The sequence below is a fragment of the Mycobacterium sp. E136 genome, assembly GCF_001666865.1.
GTDB lineage: Bacteria > Actinomycetota > Actinomycetes > Mycobacteriales > Mycobacteriaceae > Mycobacterium.
Genome location: NZ_LZJE01000306.1, coordinates 1 through 16,992, shown reverse-complemented (window position 1 = coordinate 16,992; position 16,992 = coordinate 1). Strand labels below are relative to the sequence as shown.

Genomic DNA, 16,992 nt, shown 5'->3' with positions numbered 1-16,992 from the left:
GCCCTCGGAGACGTCCAGCGGGATGCGCTTTTCGCCGTCCTCATCCCAGCGGCCGGGGCCAACTGCGACGACGGTGCCTTCCTGCGGCTTCTCCTTGGCGGTGTCGGGGATGACCAGACCGGAAGCGGTCGTGGTCTCGGCCTCGTTGGCCTGAACGAGGATCTTGTCCTCGAGTGGCTTGATGTTCACGCTCGCCACGATGGAGCCCTCCACTAGTTCGGGTGTCGATCCGGGGTCCCGGATCTATCAGTTACCAGGTGTTCGGCATGGCGTCCGTGCCCACGCACCGTCGTCGCGGGTGCCGGCGCAGGGGTTGGTCGCCTGCCACCTAGCACTCTATACATGAGAGTGCTAGCACTCAAGGTCGGGTCTCGACAAGATCAGGCGACTTGTCCCTGCACGACCGGCAGCCCCGGATTGCTCACCGCATCCAGCGGCGACGGCTGCGCGCCCGCGGCGATCAGGTGAGCCGCGAACGAGGCGATCATCGCGCCGTTGTCCGTGCACAGACGCGGTCGCGGGATCCGCAGGGTCAACCCGTTGGCGGCGCACCGCTCCTCGGCCAGCTCGCGCAGCCGCGAGTTCGCCGCCACGCCGCCGGCGATCAGCAGCGTCGACACGTCCAGCGCCTTGGCCGCCCGGATCGCCTTGAGCGTCAGCACGTCGGCGACCGCCTCCTGGAAGCCGGCCGCGACATCGGCCGTCGACGCCTCGGGGTGGCTCTCGACGTACCGCGCGACCGCGGTCTTGAGACCCGAGAAGCTGAACGCGTACGGATCGTCGCGCGGGCCGGTCATGCCCCGGGGAAACACGATGGCATCGCGGTCGCCCTCACGGGCCAGCTCGTCGAGCACCCTTCCGCCCGGATAACCCAGACCCAGGAGCCGCGCCACCTTGTCGTAGGCCTCCCCCGCAGCGTCGTCGACCGTGCTGCCGAGCTCGACGATCGCCTCGCCCAACGACCGCACGTGCAGGAGGTTGGTGTGCCCGCCGGAAACCAGCAGACCGATGCTCTCCGGCAGCGGTCCGTGGTCGTAGACGTCGGCGGCCAGATGCCCACCCAGGTGGTTGACCGCGTAGAACGGCACCTGCCAGGCCGCCGAATAAGCCTTGGCCGCAGCCACTCCCACCAACAGCGCACCGGCGAGCCCCGGGCCGATCGTGGCCGCGACGATGTCGGGTTTGTCCACCCCGGCCGCCTGTAGTGCGCGGCGCATCGTCGGGCCCAACGCCTCCAGGTGTGCTCGCGAGGCGATCTCGGGCACCACGCCGCCGAACCGGGCGTGCTCGTCGACGCTGGAGGCCACCTCGTCGGCGAGCAGCCTCACCGATCCGTCGGCGCCCAATTCGGCGATGCCCACGCCGGTTTCGTCGCACGAACTCTCGATGGCCAGGATGATCGTCATGTCGGGTCTCGCCGCATCGTATAGGCGTCCGCCCCGCTTGCCCGGTAGTAGCGCCTGCGCAGGCCCACGTTGGTGAAGCCGAAGCTCTCGTACATCTTGATGGCTGCTTCGTTGTCGGTGCGGACCTCGAGGAACACCGCGCCACCCGAGGCGTGGTCGAGCAGCTCGGTCAGCATGCGCTTGCCGATGCCCTGGCCCTGGTACGCGGGGTCGACGCCGATCGTGTGAATCTCATACTCGTACGGCTTCTTTCGACCCAAGCGGGCGATACCGGCGTAGCCGACGAGCTTGTCCTCATCGCGTGCGGCGACGTAACGGATGTGTTTGGCGGCCAGCTCGGCGAGGAAAGCACGCTCGGGCCACGGGTCGTCGCCGTCGAACAATTGTGCCTCCAGCTCGGCGCATCGGGCCGCGTCCGTCGGCTTCAACGGGCCGTAGGTGATGCTCATCGCCGGGCCACCGAGGGTTTGGCGTCGGGCCGGCGCAGATACAGCGGCACCAGCGGAGCCGGCTCGGCGGCCCAGTCCGCCACCGCGCGCACCAGCCCCGAGACGGTCGGATAGACGGGCTCCTGGCGCGGCAGGTCGAACAGCGCGGCGTGCTCGGGTGATCCGGCAACCGCGGCGGCCCCTGCGGGCACGTCCGCGGGCGCGCATACGGCTGGTCCGTCGGTGCGCACCCCGTCGCGGTAGCGCGCCCAGTACACCTCCCGGCGCCGGGCGTCGGTCACCACCAGCACGTCGCCGACGGTGTCCACCCCGATCGCGTCGAGGCTGCAGACGCCGTGGACGGGGACGCCGAGCGCGTGGGCGTAGGCGGCGGCGGTCGCCATCCCGACACGCAGCCCGGTGAACGGCCCCGGACCACACCCGACGACGACGGCGCCCAAGTCGTCGACGCCCAGTCCTGCGTCGGCGAGCGCCCGCACCGCATTCGGGGTGAGCTGTTCGGCATGCGCCCGCGCGTCGACCGTCACACGTTCGGCCAGCACCTCGAATCCGTCGAGGCGGACCACCCCGGCGGTGACCGCGGGCGTCGCCGTGTCGATGGCCAATACGTTCACGCCGTGCTCCACTCCCACACCGCGGTGCGCACCTCGGTGTCGCGGGCGCGCTCGAGGCGGACGTCTAGGTGGCTGTCGGAGAGCCGTTCGGCGAGCCCCTCACCCCATTCCACGACCACCACCGCGTCGTCGAGATCGGTGTCGAGATCGAGCGAGTCGAGTTCGGCGAGCAGGTCGACCGACGGATGGTCAAGCAGGCGGTACATGTCGACGTGGATCATCGCCGGGGCCTCGGGCCGGCGGGCCCGATGTACGCGCGCCAACACGAACGTCGGCGAGATGACCGGGCCCTCCACATCCATCGCTTGCGCAATACCCTTGGCGAGGACCGTCTTTCCCGCGCCGAGGGGCCCGGACAGGACGACGACGTCACCCGCGCGCAAGTGCTCCCCGAGTTCGGCGCCGAGCGCGATGGTGTCTTCGGCGGTCGGCAGTTCGGCCGTGCCCCCGCTACGCTCACCCATTGTTGCGGACCTTCTCGCGGACCCGCCTGGTCAACGCGACGAGCTTGGACGGTGTCGCGCGTTCGACCAGTCGGACCAGCGCCTCGTTGATCGCCTCGGGTTGTTCGAGCTGCACGAGATGCCCTGCGCCCCCGACGATCACCAGTTGCGCCTTGGGCAGCAGCGCGGCCATGGCTTGTGAGTACTCCATCGGGGTCAGCAGGTCGCGGTCACCGCACGCGATGAGTGTCGGGATCTTGGCCAGCGTGGTCAGGCCGTCGATCTCGTTGTGCACCTCGAGCGCGTGCAGGAATTCGACGAGGGTCGCGATCGGGGTGCCGTGCATCATCCGTTCGGAGAACGCCACCACGCTCGGGCTGATCTTCTCGTCCCCGTACGACGCGGCGCGCAGGATCGGCGCGATCACCCGCTTCGCCGCGCCGCGGGTGCGGTGCACCATCTTCGGTGCATACCGCACCGCGAAACGCGCCGCCTCCAGTGCCGGGTTTTTCAGGATCTCACCCAGCGGCGATCGCGAAACTCCCTCCGCCGCCGAGGAAATGATCGCCGCCCCGACGATCCGCTTCGGATAGCGCTGCGGGAACTGCCGGGCGTGCGAGAGTACCGTCATCCCGCCCATCGAGTGGCCGACCAGCACCACAGGGCCGCGCGGGACCACCACCGACAGCACGGCCTCCAGATCCTGACCGAGCTGCGTCACGGTGTAGGTCTCGGGCGGCGCCTCATCCGACTGGCCGTGTCCCCGCTGGTCGTAGAAGACCATCCTGACCTGGGGGCCCCACTGCTCGGTCAGCCGGACGCGCTGAAAGTAGAAGGCGCCCATGCGCAGACAGAACCCGTGCGCGAAGACCACCGTCAGCGGCGCATCCTCGGGACCGACCTCGCGCACTGCCAGCGATACGCCGTCCGGGGTGGTGACGACCGAACTGCGGTCGGCGTCGAGCAGTTCGAAATCCTCGTCCTTATAGTGATCCACGGTCGCGAGCCGGCGTCGCAGCGAGCGCGCCGCCGACATGCCCGCCGCGCTGCCGACCGCGGTGAGCCCGGCTGCGCCCGCGAGCCATCGTCCGTTCTGGTTGCGGCGGCCACGCGGCATCGGGAGTCCGGTGTCGCTCAACGTGTCTCGCCCATCGAGCCGGTATAGGTCCGCACGAAGCGGCCACGCGGGCTGGTCACGACCTCGTAGTTGATGGTGCCGAGCAGGTCGGCCCAATCCTGCGCCGTCGGCTCACCGTGGGTGCCGGGCCCGAACAGGATTGCGTCGTCACCTTCCGCGGCGGCCCCGTCCGGCCCGAGGTCGACGACGAACTGGTCCATGCAGATCCGACCGACGTTGCGGTAGCGCCGGCCGTTGATCAACACGTCGATACGGTTGCTCAGCGTGCGGAACACGCCGTCGGCGTAGCCGACCGGCAGCAGCGCGACCGTCGTGTCGCGGTCGGCGACCCATGTGTGTCCGTAGGACACCCCGTCGCCCGCCCGCAGCGACCGCACCAGTGCCACCGGGCATTTCACCGTCATCGCCGGGCGCAACCCCATGTTCCCGCGCTCGGGGATCGGGGTCTGCCCGTACACCGCGATACCGGCGCGCACCATGTCGAAGGCGAGGTCGGGCCGCGTCATCGCCGCCGGGCTGTTGCTCAGGTGCGCGATCTCGAACCGCACGCCGTGTTCGGCTGCATACGTGCGCATCTCGGTGAGCCGCTGCGCCTGCAGTCCGTTGAGGGCATTGTCGGGGTCGTCGCCGTGCACCAGGTGCGACATCAGACCGCGGACGCTGATCGCGCCGTCGGCCTGGGCACGCGCGAGCGCTACAACCATCCCCGGGAAGTCGGCCGAGCCGACGCCGTTGCGGCTGAGCCCGGTGTCGGCCTTGACGGTGACCGAGGCGCTGCGCCCTGTGCGGGTGACGGCGTCGAGAAGTTCGTCAAGTTGGCGCACCGACGACACCGCGATCTGCACGTCGCCGGCCACGGCGGGGGCGAAGTCGGTGCCCGGCGGGTGCAGCCAGGCCAGGAGCGGAGCGGCAATGCCGTCGTTGCGCAACGCCAACGCCTCGCCGACGGTCGCCACGCCGAGTTCGGTGGCACCCGCGGCCAGCGCGGCCCGGCTCACCTGCGTGGCGCCGTGCCCGTACCCGTCGGCCTTGACGACGGCCATGACCTGCGCGTCCCCCGCGAGGTCACGCAGAAGACGCACGTTGTGGGCGATCGCGTCGAGGTCCACCACCGTCTGGGGTGCCACGATCGCGGTCGGCGTCGTCAGCTCGGTCGTGTGCATTGTCGTTTCACCACGGCCGATTGTCCCAGACGGGGCAGCGGTGGCCCGACGCTAGTGCGCGAAGGGCTGCTGCTGGTTGAAATGCCCGCGCGGTTTGAGCTCGTCGAGGTGGGTCAGCACGGTGGCCAGGTCGTCGTGCAGCGCCCGGGCCAGGTCCGCGGAGAATCCCTCGCGCACCACGATGCGCAACATCGTGACGTCGGTGGCACCCTCCGGCATCGTGTAGGCGGGTACCTGCCAGCCGAAGGCGCGCAGCCCCTGCGACACATCGAACTCGGTGTAGCCGAAGTCCCCGGCCAGCTTGAAGCTGACCACCGGGATCGCCGATCCATCGGCGACGACGTCGAAGTGCTTGCTTTCGCGGAGCTGGTCGCCGAGCCACCGCGCGGTCTGTGAAAGACACTGCATCACTTGCGAATAACCTTCGCGACCGAGCCGCAGGAAGTTGTAGTACTGACCCACGACCTGGTTGCCGGGTCTGGAGAAGTTCAGCGTGAACGTCGGCATGTCGCCGCCGAGATAGTTGACGTGAAAGACCAGGCCCTCGGCTAGGTATTCGGCGCTGCGCCACACCACGAAGCCGATGCCGGGATAGGTCAGGCCGTACTTGTGGCCACTGACGTTGATGGACACCACCCGCGGGAGCCGAAAGTCCCATTCGAGATCCGGGTGCAGGAACGGCACCACGAAACCGCCGCTGGCAGCGTCGACGTGCACCGGGATGTCGAGTCCGCCGTCGGCAGCCAGCTTGTCGAGTGCGGCGCAGATCTCGGCGATGGGTTCCAGTTCCCCGGTGTAGGTGGTGCCGAGGATCGCCACCACGCCGATGGTGTCCTCATCGATGTTCTCGAGCACCTGCTCGGGGGTGATCACATAGCGGCCCTCCGCCATCGGCAGATACCGGGCCTCGACGTCGAAGTAGCGGCAGAACTTCTCCCAGACCACCTGAACGTTCGCGCCCATCACCAGGTTCGGCGTGCGTCCCTTCCACTTCTCGCCGACGCGCTCGCGCCACCGCCACTTCATCGCGAGCCCTGCGAGCATCACCGCCTCGCTCGAACCGATCGTGGAAACGCCGATAGCGCTGGAGGGGTCGTCGTCGCGCAACCCCTCCGCGTGGAACAGATCGGCCACCATGCACACGCAGCGCTGCTCGATCGCGGCCGTCGCCGGGTACTCGTCCTTATCGATCATGTTCTTGTCGAACGTCTCGGCCATCAGCCGTTCAGCCTGCGGATCCATCCACGTCGTGACGAACGTGGCCAGGTTCAGCCGGGAACTGCCGTCGAGCATCAGCTCGTCGTGAATGAACCGGTACGCCGCATCGGGATCCATCGCGTCGTCGGGGAGCCGCAGCGACGGCACCGGTGCCATCGCCAGCCGTCCGGTGTAGGCGGGGGCAATCTGCGGCGCGTGGCTGCGCGTGGGCGGCATGAGGATTCCTCTCGTTACGGACTGGCTTACAAACTGGCTATGGCGGTTCGGACGTGCGCAAGGATGCGTGACGCCGAAGTCGGGGCGGGCCTGGGCCCTGGGTCGGACGCGGCCAGGTTCGCGGCGCGGGCATGGACGAAGGCGGCGGCCGCGGCGGCCTCGCCGGGGGGCAGCCCTGCAGCGAGCAGCGCTCCGATGATCCCGGTCAGCACATCGCCGGATCCCGCTGTGGCGGCCCACGATTGGCCCGCCGGGTTGAGGTACACCGGCCCGCCGGGTTCGGCGATGACCGTCACGTTGCCCTTCAGGAGCACGGTGACGCCGAGGCGGTCGGCGAGCCTGCGGGCGGCGGCTACGCGATCGTCTCCGGGCGGCGAACCGGCGAGGCGGGCGAATTCGCCCGCGTGCGGTGTCAGCACAGTCGGCGCCTCGCGTCCGTCGACCAGATCGGGATGGGCGGCCAGGATCGTCAACCCGTCGGCGTCGACGACCACCGGCAACCCGCTGTCCAACGCGAACCACAGCGCCGCCGCGCCGGTGTCGTCGGTGCCGAGGCCCGGTCCAACGGCCCAGGCCTGTACCCGCCCCGACGCGCTCGGATTCGGCGCCGCGATCACCTCCGGCCACCGCGAAAGAACCTGCTGTCCAGCACTTCCGGCGTACCGGACCATGCCCGACGTCGCCGCGACCGCCGCGCCTGTGCACAGCACCGCGGCGCCGGGGTAGGTGGCCGAGCCCGCAAGGACACCGGTAACGCCCTGGGTGTACTTGTCGTCTTTCGGACCGGGCACCGGCCACCGCGCGGCCGCATCGCCCGCGTCGAAGGACATCATGTCGGACCGCGGCAGGTCCAGGCCGATGTCGATGAGTTCGACGCGGCCGCAATCGCCCAGCGCATGAACGGGTTTGAGCCCGCCGAACGTCACGGTCAGCGCGGCGCGCACGTGCGGTCCGTCCGTGGCCCCGGTCTGCGCGTCGACGCCGCTGGGGATGTCGACGGCGACCACCGGCACGCCCGCGTCCTCGACGGCGGAGAACACGTCGGCGGCGTTCTGCCGCAGCGGTCCGGACCCGGAGATCCCGACCACGCCGTCGATGACCAGGTCGGTGCCCGCCGGGACCGTTTCGACGACGCGCCCGCCGGCGGCGGTGAACTCCGCGAGCGCAGTGCGGTGGACGCGTTCCGGGTTGAGAAGCACTGCGGCGGCACCGGCGCCGCGGCGGCGCAGGAACGTCGCGGCCCACAACGCGTCGCCGCCGTTGTCGCCGGACCCGACCACGGCGCAGACGCGGCGTCCGGAGACGCCTCCCGTGCGCAGGACGAGGTCACGGGCGATCGCGACGGCAAGGCCGTTGGCGGCGCGGCGCATCAGGGCACCGTCGGGCAGGGACGCCAACAGCGGCGCTTCAGCCTCGCGGATCTGGTCCGCGGTGTAGTAGTGCCGCATCGCCGACCACGTTAGTAGCAAACCGCTCGGCGGGGCTCGGTTTGGGCCGTCTGCCTTCGCCCAGGAATCCGCTGCCCGTTCGGCGATCTCGTCCGCGTACTCGCCATTCATCGCATGCGAGGCGGCGGGCCACACCTCGACGTCAGCACCGGTATGTCGAGTGGCATCGCCTTGCGCAGGGTGTAATCGGTTGTGCCGGAGGAGATCAGTGCGGCCTCGGTTGCGGCCTGATCGGTGTCGGCGCCGCCTGGGCGGCGGGCGGCGTAGTTGGTCACCGTCCACCCGCCGATCGACACTCCCATCAGGTGCACCCGGTTGCATCCCAGCCCGGCAACCGCCTCGTCGAGCCATTGCGCCTCGTCGTCGGGTCCGTGGATGGGCTTTTCCTGCACCGACAGGCCCGCCTCGCCCAGCAGGTCGATCCCGATCACGGGCCGATGTCGTTGAAGGTGCGCGATGTTGTCGCGCCACATCGGGGTGGACGCGTTGCGTCCGGGCAGCAGGATGACCGGCGTCCGGTCGGGCGGCCCGCCGAACCGATGCACCCGCACCGAACCGAACGAGGTTGCCACGTCACGGGATTCGGCGACCGGTGGCAGCTCTGCCATCGCGGCCCGGTATACGCCGAGGAAGTGGGCGCGAGCCCGTTCGTTCTTGAAGCCCCCGACGCGGCCCGGCACTACTCGACGGTGACGGACTTGGCCAGGTTGCGGGGCTTGTCGACGTCGTAACCGCGAGCCTGTGCGACGCCCGCGGCGAACACCTGCAGCGGGATGGTCGACAGCAACGGCTGGAAAAGCGTTGACACCGCGGGGATCTCGATCAGGTGGTCGGCGTACGGGCGGACGGTGTCGTCGCCCTCCTCGGCGATCACGATGGTGACCGCGCCGCGCGCCTGAATCTCGCGGATGTTCGACAGCAGCTTGGCGTGCAGCATCGGCGAGTTCTTCGGCGACGGCATCACGACGATGACCGGGAGGTCGTCTTCGATGAGCGCGATCGGGCCGTGTTTGAGCTCGCCGGCGGCGAAGCCCTCGGCGTGCATGTACGCCAGCTCCTTGAGCTTGAGGGCACCTTCGAGCGCGACCGGGTAGCCGACATGCCTGCCGAGGAACAGCACGGTCTGCGACTGCGCGAAGCGGTGGGCCAGCGCCTTGACCGGTTCGACGGTCTCCAGCACGCGGCTGACCAGGTCGGGCATGGCCTCCAGCTCGCGGTACTCGCGCTCGACCTCGTCGGGGTATTTCGTGCCGCGCGCCTGCGCCAGGGCAAGCCCGACAAGATAATTCGCGGCGATCTGAGCGAGGAACGTCTTGGTCGACGCCACGCCGATCTCGGGCCCGGCCCGGGTGTAGAGCACCGCATCGCATTCGCGCGGAATCTGGCTGCCGTTGGTGTTGCAGATGGCCAGCACCTTGGCCTTCTGCTCCTTGGCGTGCCGGACGGCCTCCAACGTGTCGGCGGTCTCACCGGATTGCGAGATCGCCACCACCAGGGTGTGACTGTCCAGGACCGGGTCGCGGTAACGGAATTCGCTGGCGAGTTCGGCCTCGACGGGCAACCGGGTCCAGTGCTCGATCGCGTACTTGGCCAGCAGCCCCGAGTGGTACGCGGTGCCGCAGGCCACGACGAAGACCTTGTCGACCTCGCGCAGTTCCTGATCGGAGAGCCGCTGCTCGTCGAGCACGATGCGGTTGTCGGCGAAATGGCCCAGCAACGTGTCGGACACCGCGGCGGGCTGCTCGGCGATCTCCTTGAGCATGAAGTACTCGTAGCCGCCCTTTTCGGCCGCCGACATGTCCCAGTCGATGTGGAACGCTCGGGCGTTCGCGCCGTCGTCCACGCCGTCGAAGTCGGTGATGCGGTATCCGTCGGCGGTCACCACCACCGCCTGGTCCTGGCCGAGCTCGACGGCGTCGCGGGTGTGTTCGATGAACGCGGCGACATCGGAGCCCACGAACATCTCACCGTCGCCCACGCCGAGCACCAACGGTGTGGAGCGCCGCGCCGCGACGATCGTGCCCGGGTCGTCGGCGTTGGCGAACACCAGAGTGAAATGTCCTTCGAGGCGGCGCAGCACCGCGAGCACCGAGGCGGGGAAATCGCCCGCGGTGGGGCCGTGGTGGAACTGCCAGGCGACCAGGTGCACCGCGACCTCGGTGTCGGTGTCGCTGGCGAACTCCACGCCGGTCTTCTCGAGTTCGGCCCGCAGCGCGGCGTAGTTCTCGATGATCCCGTTGTGGACGACGGCGATCTTGCCCGCGGCGTCGCGGTGCGGGTGGGCGTTGCGGTCGGTGGGCCTGCCGTGCGTCGCCCACCGGGTGTGGCCGAGGCCAGTGCTGCCGCCGAGGCTGGACGCGTCGGTCTCGGTCAGCGCGGCTTCGAGGTTGGCCAGCCGACCGGCCCGGCGTCGCACCGTGAGCCCGCCGTGGCCGTCGAGCAGGGCGACGCCCGACGAGTCGTATCCGCGGTACTCCATCCGGCGCAGCGCGTCGACGACGATGTTGCAGGCAGGACGCTGCCCGACATAGCCGACGATTCCGCACATAGGCATTCAGGGTAGTGCAAGAGCCGCCGGAAACCCTGTGGGCTACGGTCGTCTGGTGGCCAGCACGAAGAAGCTGTTCAAGGCCCTGACTCGCCGCGGCCCGCACCGCGTTTTACGAGGTGACCTGGCCTTCGCCGGGCTTCCCGGTGTGGTGTTCACCCCCGAGGCCGGACTCAACCTGCCGGGCGTCGCATTCGGCCACGACTGGCTTGCCGGCGCCGACCGCTACCACGGCACGCTGGAGCACCTGGCCTCGTGGGGCATCGTCGCTGCGGCGCCGGCGACCGAAACCGGACTGGCCCCGTCGGCGCTCAACTTCGCCTATGACCTGGGCACAACGCTCGACATCATCACCGGGGTGCGGCTGGGCCCTGGCGAGATCAGCGTGCAGCGCAGCAAGCTCGGGGTGGTCGGGCACGGGTTCGGCGGGTCGGCGGCGGTCTTCGCCGCGGCGGGGCTGCCCACCAAGCCGAGATCCGTCGTTGCGATATTCCCCACAGTCACCGCACCGCCCGCCGAGGAGCCTGCGGCGAGCCTGCAGGTGCCCGGTCTGGTGCTCAGCGGGCCGGGCGACCCGATGACGCTGCGGTCCAATGCCGTCGAGCTGGCCAGGACCTGGAAGACGGCCACCCTGCGCACGGTCAGCAAGGCCAAGCCGGGTGGGCTGATCGAGGGCCGCCGCCTGGCACGCGCGGTGGGCCTGCCCGGCGCCGACCGCAGCACCCAGAAGGTGGTTCGTGCGCTGATCACCGGGTTCCTGCTCTACACGCTGACCGGCGACAAGACCTACCGGGACTTCGCCGACCCCGACCTTCCCCTGCCGAAGGCCCCGAACGTCGACCCGTTCTCCGAGGATCCGGTGGATCTCGAGAACAAGGTCGTCGCGCTGCTGAAGCCCTGACCCGTGCCAACCAACCGGTTGGGTGTATAACTCGATGATGCGCACCGGGATCTTCCTCAACTACACCGACGGCTTCCTGCAGGCGGTGGATCAGGTCGTCGAGCTCGAGAAGGTCGGCGTCGACCTCGCCCTGGTCGCCGAGGCGTACTCCTATGACGCGATCAGCCAGCTCGGCTTTCTGGCCGCCAAGACCTCGCGCATGGAACTCGGCACCGGAGTCGTGCCGATCTACGTCCGCACGCCGACGTTGTTGGCCATGACCGCGGCGGGCCTCGACTACGTCTCGGGCGGCCGCTTCCGGCTCGGCATCGGCACATCCGGACCCCAGGTGATGGAGGGCTTCCACGGCGTTCCGTTCGACGCCCCGCTGGGACGCACCCGTGAGGTCGTCGAGATCTGCAGGCAGGTCTGGCGTCGCGAACGCGTGCAGTTCGACGGCAAGCACTATCAGATCCCGCTGCCCAGCGATCAGGGCACCGGCCTGGGTAAGCCGTTGCAGTTGATCAATCACCCTGTGCGCGACCGCATCCCGGTCACGATCGCCGCTCTGGGGCCGAAGAACGTCGAACTCACCGCCGAGATCGCCGAGGGGTGGCAGCCGGTGTTCTTCTATCCCGAGCAGGCCGACGCCGTGTGGGGTGAGGCGCTGCGGGCCGGCTTCGCCAAGCGCGATCCGTCGTTGGGTCCGCTCGACGTCATGGTCAGCGCACCCCTGGCCATCGGCGACGATGTCGACGACCGGTTGTCCTGGGTCAAGCCGCAGTTGGCGCTGTACATCGGCGGCATGGGTGCACGGGGCCGCAACTTCTACCACAACCTGGCTACCCGCTACGGGTACGGCGAGGTCGCGAACACCATCCAGGACCTCTACTTGGCGGGCAAGAAAGCCGAAGCGATTGCGGCGGTGCCGGATGACTTGGTGCGCAACGTCTCGCTGGTCGGACCGCGCGGGTTCGTCAAGGAGCGGTTGGCGGCCTTCGCCGAAGCCGGTGCGACGACGCTTCTGCTGCAACCACTTTCGGTCGACCGTCGCGAAATCGTCGGATTCGTCGAGGAACTGCACGGCCTGTTGCCATAGACCCGATTAAGCCGAACGCCGCTCGCCGGGGTACAGTGGGTGAAGCGGCATCTTCTGTTCTGCCTTTTGCCGCTTCTCGATCGTCACACCGAGCGCCGCGGATCATCCGCGCCGGGCAGGACGACCACACTGAACTTTCGGAGTTTTTACTTGTCTGTGCAATCCCCCTGTGGCACAACCGTGCCCACGTTCGCTGACCTCGGCCTCCCGAAGACCGTCGTCGACACTCTGGCCGCCAACGGCATCGATTCGCCCTTCCCCATTCAGGCCGCGACGCTGCCCGACTCGGTGGCAGGTCGCGACGTTCTCGGCCGCGGTCGCACCGGATCCGGGAAGACGTACGCGTTTCTGCTGCCGGTGGTGACGAGGCTCACTACAAACCCGTCGAAGCGGGTCCCCGGCCGTCCGCGGGCGCTCATCCTCGCGCCGACCCGTGAACTGGCCGCTCAGATCAGCGCGTCATTGGCGCCGCTGGCGGCGGCCACCAACCTGCGCTCGGTGACGATCATCGGCGGCGTCGGACCCAATCCTCAGATCGCGGCGTTGCGCCAGGGCGTCGACATCGTGATCGCCTGCCCGGGCCGGCTCGAAGATCACGTCAAGTCCCGCCATGCCGACTTGTCGGCCGTCGAGATCACCGTGCTGGACGAGGCCGACCACATGGCCGACCTCGGCTTCCTTCCGCCGGTGAAGCGACTGCTGGACAAGACCCCTCGCAACGGACAGCGGATGCTGTTCTCGGCCACTCTCGACGGCGGCGTCGACGTGCTGGTGAAGCGCTACCTGAACAATCCCGTTGTGCACAGCGTCGATTCAGAGCAGTCGCCGGTCACCGCGATGGAGCACCACGTGCTGCACGTCGACAAGGCGTCCCGTTTGGGCGTGCTCGCCGACCTCGCCGCTTCGCCGGGCCGGACGATCGTCTTCGCGCGCACCAAGCACGGCGCCAAGAACCTTGCCCGGCAGCTGAACTCGCGTGGCGTGCCCGCGGTCGAGTTGCACGGCAACCTGTCACAGAACGCGCGGACCCGCAACCTCGCCGCGTTCTCCGACGGTTCGGCGACCGTGCTGGTCGCCACCGATATCGCCGCGCGCGGCATCCACGTCGACCACGTCAGCCTCGTGGTGCACGCGGACCCGCCCGTCGAGCACAAGGCCTACCTGCACCGCTCGGGCCGAACGGCACGCGCCGGGGCCGACGGCACAGTGGTGACGCTGATGCTCGACGAGCAGGTGTCCGATGTGCGGCAGCTGACCCGCAAAGCCGGCGTCAAGCCGACCATCACCCGCTTCAGCGGTTCGTCGCATCCGGTGCTCAACGAAATCGCACCCGGCGATCGGACTTTCGGCGACCCGATCGTCGCCACCCGCCCCGAGCCCGCACGGCCGCACCAGCCGTCGCCCCCCAGGGGTCGGCAGCAGCGGCGGCGGCGCCCGCAGCGTTCGCGTCGTCCGGCGAACGCCTAACGCCTGGCCACGATCTCGGCCAGCAATGCGACCACCACGCCGAAAGCGAAGTACAGCGGCACCAGCCACGGTGCGACGCCGAAGAGGCCGTCGCAGGCTTCGTGATACGCGAACAGGCCCGCCGTTGCGATGACGATCTCGACGACGGGCCCGATGACCGCGGCCAGCACGCCGCACACGACCGCCGGGCCGTCACCCAGTGCACACCAGGTGATGGTCGCGAGCGTGACGATCAGCGCCATGGCCGGAACGGCGGGTGCGGTATGGATCAACGCGGTCGTGACGTAAATGCCCAGCACCGCCGCCACGCCGGCCAGACCTTGTCGCGCTGTCACGTCGGTGCGCGGCGACGGTAGGTGAAGCCGGAGTTCGGCAAGCGACACCGTCGCCAACGCGACCATCACCGGAAACCAGATCGGGCTGCTCCATATGAACGGCACCGCGTCGGTGAAGTACTCGGTGGTGCCGGTGACGACGTGGCTGTGGTCGCCGACGAGCGACGCCGCCGCACCCAGGGCTAGAAAGAACAGCACGTCTCGCAGCCGCAGCTTCATCAGAGGGACGCTATCGATGCGCCGCGGCGCGGTCAGTCGTGTCATCGCTCGGCAAACTCCGGCAGAAGCTTCAGGAACCGTCGGCCAGGATAACGGCGGAATGCGGTGAGTTTTGGTTACGGAACTGTAACAAGCGCCGAAGTGATCTTCGCCGAAGCGTGGGTATCCGGTCTTCACTCCGGAAGGGGGTGTCGCAATGAGATCAAGCGAGTACTCACCGCTCACAAGGTCCCAGACGTGTGCGCGACACTTACATGGCAGCCGCCGGGGAGTCAGTCGAGCATGGGTAGCCGCGTCCCGGAGTTGCGAACGTCTCGGCACTAGGCGGCCGGCAGTCCATTTCTGGTGTGATCACTGCGGTACGAATCACCAGAACCGGTTGGTCGCCGCCGAATGTGTCCGGCTGACGGTCAACGGACCCGATTGGCCGGACCTCGGCACGTAAACACACGCCCGCCAGTCATTCGCCGACCTGCGGCAGCTCGTCGGCAGCGATCTCGCATGGCGTCCCGGCGGTCGGCGGCTCAGCCGGCGCGGCCAACGGCTCCAGCGGCGCCAGCGGTTGGGGCACCGGCGGTTCCGGCGGCACCGTCGCCGCGGGCGGTTCCTCGACCGGTGCCTCAGCCACCTCCGCGGGCGCGGCGGCGCACACGGGCTCCTCGACCGTCGGCTCCTCGAGTTCCGCCCCGTCCTCCTCGTCTTTCTCTTCGTCCTCGTCTTCCTCGGTGTCCTCGGCCAGCTCCTCGGCGTTGTCCTCGGCCAGCTCCTCGGCGTCTGACTGCGTCGGATCGTCGAGCTCGCCGTCCAGCGCGCCCTCGCCCAGGAGCCCGCCGATCAGGTCACTGAGTTGCTGTCCGAAACCCGAGAACGCACCGCCGAGGTCGGGCACTCCCCCGCCAAGCGAGGGCAACGCCGAGGCGGCGGGCTCGGTCGGTGGCGGCGGCGCCGCGGGCAGCGGTGGGGGCGCCGCGGGCACCGGTGGGGGCGCCGCGGGCAGCGGTGGCGACGGCGCCGCGGGCAGCGGTGGTGACACAGCAGCGGGCGCGGCCCATCCGGCAGGCGTGACGGGAGCGGGCGCCACGCCCGGCGCGGGCGGTGGGGGCGTTGTGTCGGCCGGACCGAGCTGGCCGGGGACGTCGAACACCGCGCCCGTCTCCGGCGCGAGCTGCGCCATCACCGCCTCGTAGGCCGCCTCGATCGCGTCGGTGGCCGCCCGCATCGCCGCAAGCCAGTCACCGCCGACCACGGTGTCGACGAACGGTTTCACCTCGTGATCCACCAACTCACTGGCCACCGCCCGATCGCCGGCCCCCGTGGTGACGGTCTGCGCCGCCGCCAACCAGTCGGCGCGCCGGGCTTGCACGCCGTCGCCGATGGCCGTCACCTTCGCGACCTTGTCGTCCACCGCGGTCCACAGGCGCTCGCGCAGCTCCGCCAGTGCGGACGCGGCGGTCCGGACCGCCGTCGCGGCGACGGTCGCTGCCTGCCCGTGGCGGCGCAAGAACTCGCGGGATGCGCTAGCCCCCGCCCCCTGCCATGCGGTCGACAGCGTATCCAGCTGAGCTTCGAGGCGTGCCAGCGCATCCTCTGCCGCCCTCGCCACCGATTGCATTGCCGCACAATCGGTCTCGAGAGCACCCAGATCCAGACCGTCCTCGGCGGCGTACCAGTCGCGCACCTGGCCGGCGTGCGCTGTCAGGTCCGGATGTCGGTAGCCGAGGCACTGACACGCGAGGACGTACTGCTCGAACTCGGCGACACCGGCCGAATTCTGTTGCGCCCCTCCGGAACCGAGCAAGTCGTGCGCGTGATGGTGGAAGCGGCCGACGAGGACACCGCGCGCCAACTCGCGGTACGAGTGGCCGAGCAGGTCAGCGCGCAACGCTGAACGTGGAACCGGCCGCCGTCACCGCGCGTCCAACTCCTATATGGACGCATCACGTGTCGACGCCGCCGCGCTGCTGAGCGTGTCGCGGCAGTACCAGAGCGCAGCCGACATCGTCGATGCCGCCGTGCGAACGCATCTGAGCGCCTTGGCGTTCGGCGGGGCCGGTGCGGGCCGTTCGTATGTCGCACACGGCGACGCGGTGCGTTCGGCGGTCGAGGACGTCGTGGACCAATTGCGGGCGTGGGCGCGCGCGTCGGCCGAGATCGCCTCCGCGCTGCGGGTCTCCGTCGAGCGCTACACCGAGGCCGATGCCGACGCCGCGGGACGGTTGGGGTGACATGGCTGAGAGCTTCGACGTCACAGCGCGTTTGGCCGACGGGGCACCCGGTGTCGCCGAGTTCGAGCAGTACGTCCTCGCGTGTCAGTGCCTCGGCTACCGACATCCGGACCTGACAGCGCAC

17 protein-coding genes and 1 pseudogene are annotated in these 16,992 nt (G+C 69.3%); 5 read left to right on the top strand and 13 right to left on the bottom strand.

The genetic code is table 11. The features are described from left to right. The 11 genes from A5698_RS19720 to glmS all read right to left on the bottom strand — a co-directional run. A partial coding sequence (locus tag A5698_RS19720; RefSeq protein ID WP_068300272.1) for a co-chaperone GroES occupies positions 1 to 198 on the bottom strand: 198 nt, incomplete at its 3' end. A 182-nt stretch (positions 199 to 380) separates the two neighbouring features. After that, positions 381 to 1,406 (bottom strand): tRNA (adenosine(37)-N6)-threonylcarbamoyltransferase complex transferase subunit TsaD, encoded by a 1,026-nt coding sequence (gene tsaD, locus A5698_RS19715; protein ID WP_068300264.1) that lies wholly within the window; start codon positions 1,404 to 1,406, stop codon positions 381 to 383. Next, positions 1,403 to 1,855 carry a ribosomal protein S18-alanine N-acetyltransferase gene (gene rimI, locus A5698_RS19710; RefSeq protein WP_068300262.1) on the bottom strand — a complete coding sequence of 151 codons (453 nt, stop codon included), beginning with the start codon at positions 1,853 to 1,855 and terminating at the stop codon, positions 1,403 to 1,405. Before rimI ends, tsaD begins: the two co-directional genes overlap by 4 nt. Beyond that, positions 1,852 to 2,487: a tRNA (adenosine(37)-N6)-threonylcarbamoyltransferase complex dimerization subunit type 1 TsaB gene (gene tsaB, locus A5698_RS19705; protein ID WP_197506838.1), complete on the bottom strand. Its 636-nt coding sequence runs from the start codon at positions 2,485 to 2,487 to the stop codon at positions 1,852 to 1,854. Before tsaB ends, rimI begins: the two co-directional genes overlap by 4 nt. After that, a complete protein-coding gene (gene tsaE, locus A5698_RS19700) occupies positions 2,466 to 2,933 on the bottom strand; it encodes a tRNA (adenosine(37)-N6)-threonylcarbamoyltransferase complex ATPase subunit type 1 TsaE (RefSeq protein WP_068300260.1) in 468 nt (155 codons plus the stop codon). Before tsaE ends, tsaB begins: the two co-directional genes overlap by 22 nt. Beyond that, the gene (locus A5698_RS19695; RefSeq protein ID WP_068300257.1) at positions 2,926 to 4,029 is read right to left on the bottom strand and encodes an alpha/beta fold hydrolase; all 1,104 of its coding nucleotides are present in this window, start codon (positions 4,027 to 4,029) and stop codon (positions 2,926 to 2,928) included. Before A5698_RS19695 ends, tsaE begins: the two co-directional genes overlap by 8 nt. Positions 4,030 to 4,046: 17 nt before the next feature. After that, positions 4,047 to 5,234 carry an alanine racemase gene (alr, locus tag A5698_RS19690; RefSeq protein ID WP_502688956.1) on the bottom strand — a complete coding sequence of 396 codons (1,188 nt, stop codon included), beginning with the start codon at positions 5,232 to 5,234 and terminating at the stop codon, positions 4,047 to 4,049. A gap of 30 nt (positions 5,235 to 5,264) precedes the next feature. Beyond that, complete coding sequence (gene gad / locus A5698_RS19685) at positions 5,265 to 6,647, bottom strand: glutamate decarboxylase (RefSeq protein ID WP_068300252.1); 1,383 nt, start codon at positions 6,645 to 6,647, stop codon at positions 5,265 to 5,267. Between the two features lie 26 nt (positions 6,648 to 6,673). Next, positions 6,674 to 8,095, bottom strand: a complete 1,422-nt coding sequence (locus A5698_RS19680; protein ID WP_068300268.1) for a bifunctional ADP-dependent NAD(P)H-hydrate dehydratase/NAD(P)H-hydrate epimerase — start codon at positions 8,093 to 8,095, stop codon at positions 6,674 to 6,676. A 107-nt stretch (positions 8,096 to 8,202) separates the two neighbouring features. Then, entirely contained in the window at positions 8,203 to 8,775 is a 573-nt protein-coding gene (locus A5698_RS19675; RefSeq protein ID WP_068300250.1) for an alpha/beta fold hydrolase, read from the bottom strand. Then, positions 8,775 to 10,643: a glutamine--fructose-6-phosphate transaminase (isomerizing) gene (gene glmS, locus A5698_RS19670; protein WP_067298512.1), complete on the bottom strand. Its 1,869-nt coding sequence runs from the start codon at positions 10,641 to 10,643 to the stop codon at positions 8,775 to 8,777. Before glmS ends, A5698_RS19675 begins: the two co-directional genes overlap by 1 nt. Before the next feature lie 55 nt (positions 10,644 to 10,698). Here glmS and A5698_RS19665 point away from each other — a divergent pair, with 55 nt between their 5' ends. The 3 genes from A5698_RS19665 (at position 10,699) to A5698_RS19655 (ending at position 14,089) form a co-directional block, all read left to right on the top strand. Continuing rightward, the gene (locus A5698_RS19665) at positions 10,699 to 11,544 is read left to right on the top strand and encodes a dienelactone hydrolase family protein (RefSeq protein ID WP_068300249.1); all 846 of its coding nucleotides are present in this window, start codon (positions 10,699 to 10,701) and stop codon (positions 11,542 to 11,544) included. A 37-nt stretch (positions 11,545 to 11,581) separates the two neighbouring features. Continuing rightward, positions 11,582 to 12,622: an LLM class F420-dependent oxidoreductase gene (locus tag A5698_RS19660; RefSeq protein ID WP_068300243.1), complete on the top strand. Its 1,041-nt coding sequence runs from the start codon at positions 11,582 to 11,584 to the stop codon at positions 12,620 to 12,622. A 180-nt stretch (positions 12,623 to 12,802) separates the two neighbouring features. Next, positions 12,803 to 14,089, top strand: coding sequence for a DEAD/DEAH box helicase (locus A5698_RS19655; RefSeq protein ID WP_068300242.1), 1,287 nt, complete (start codon positions 12,803 to 12,805; stop codon positions 14,087 to 14,089). Here the strand turns inward: A5698_RS19655 and A5698_RS19650 are convergent. Next, positions 14,086 to 14,643, bottom strand: a complete 558-nt coding sequence (locus A5698_RS19650; RefSeq protein WP_068300240.1) for a diacylglycerol-binding protein — start codon at positions 14,641 to 14,643, stop codon at positions 14,086 to 14,088. The two genes, A5698_RS19655 and A5698_RS19650, sit on opposite strands and share 4 nt — an antisense overlap. A 460-nt stretch (positions 14,644 to 15,103) precedes the next feature. After that, a complete protein-coding gene (locus tag A5698_RS19645; protein ID WP_502688955.1) occupies positions 15,104 to 16,246 on the bottom strand; it encodes a hypothetical protein in 1,143 nt (380 codons plus the stop codon). A gap of 75 nt (positions 16,247 to 16,321) precedes the next feature. On the opposite strand from A5698_RS19645, the pseudogene A5698_RS28150 reads away from it, so the two are divergent. Next, positions 16,322 to 16,531 (top strand): annotated as a pseudogene (locus tag A5698_RS28150) (phosphoglucosamine mutase); the annotation flags it as partial. A 40-nt stretch (positions 16,532 to 16,571) separates the two neighbouring features. Then, the gene (locus A5698_RS19640) at positions 16,572 to 16,868 is read left to right on the top strand and encodes a DUF7162 family protein (RefSeq protein WP_068300238.1); all 297 of its coding nucleotides are present in this window, start codon (positions 16,572 to 16,574) and stop codon (positions 16,866 to 16,868) included. Positions 16,869 to 16,992: the final 124 nt, after the last annotated feature.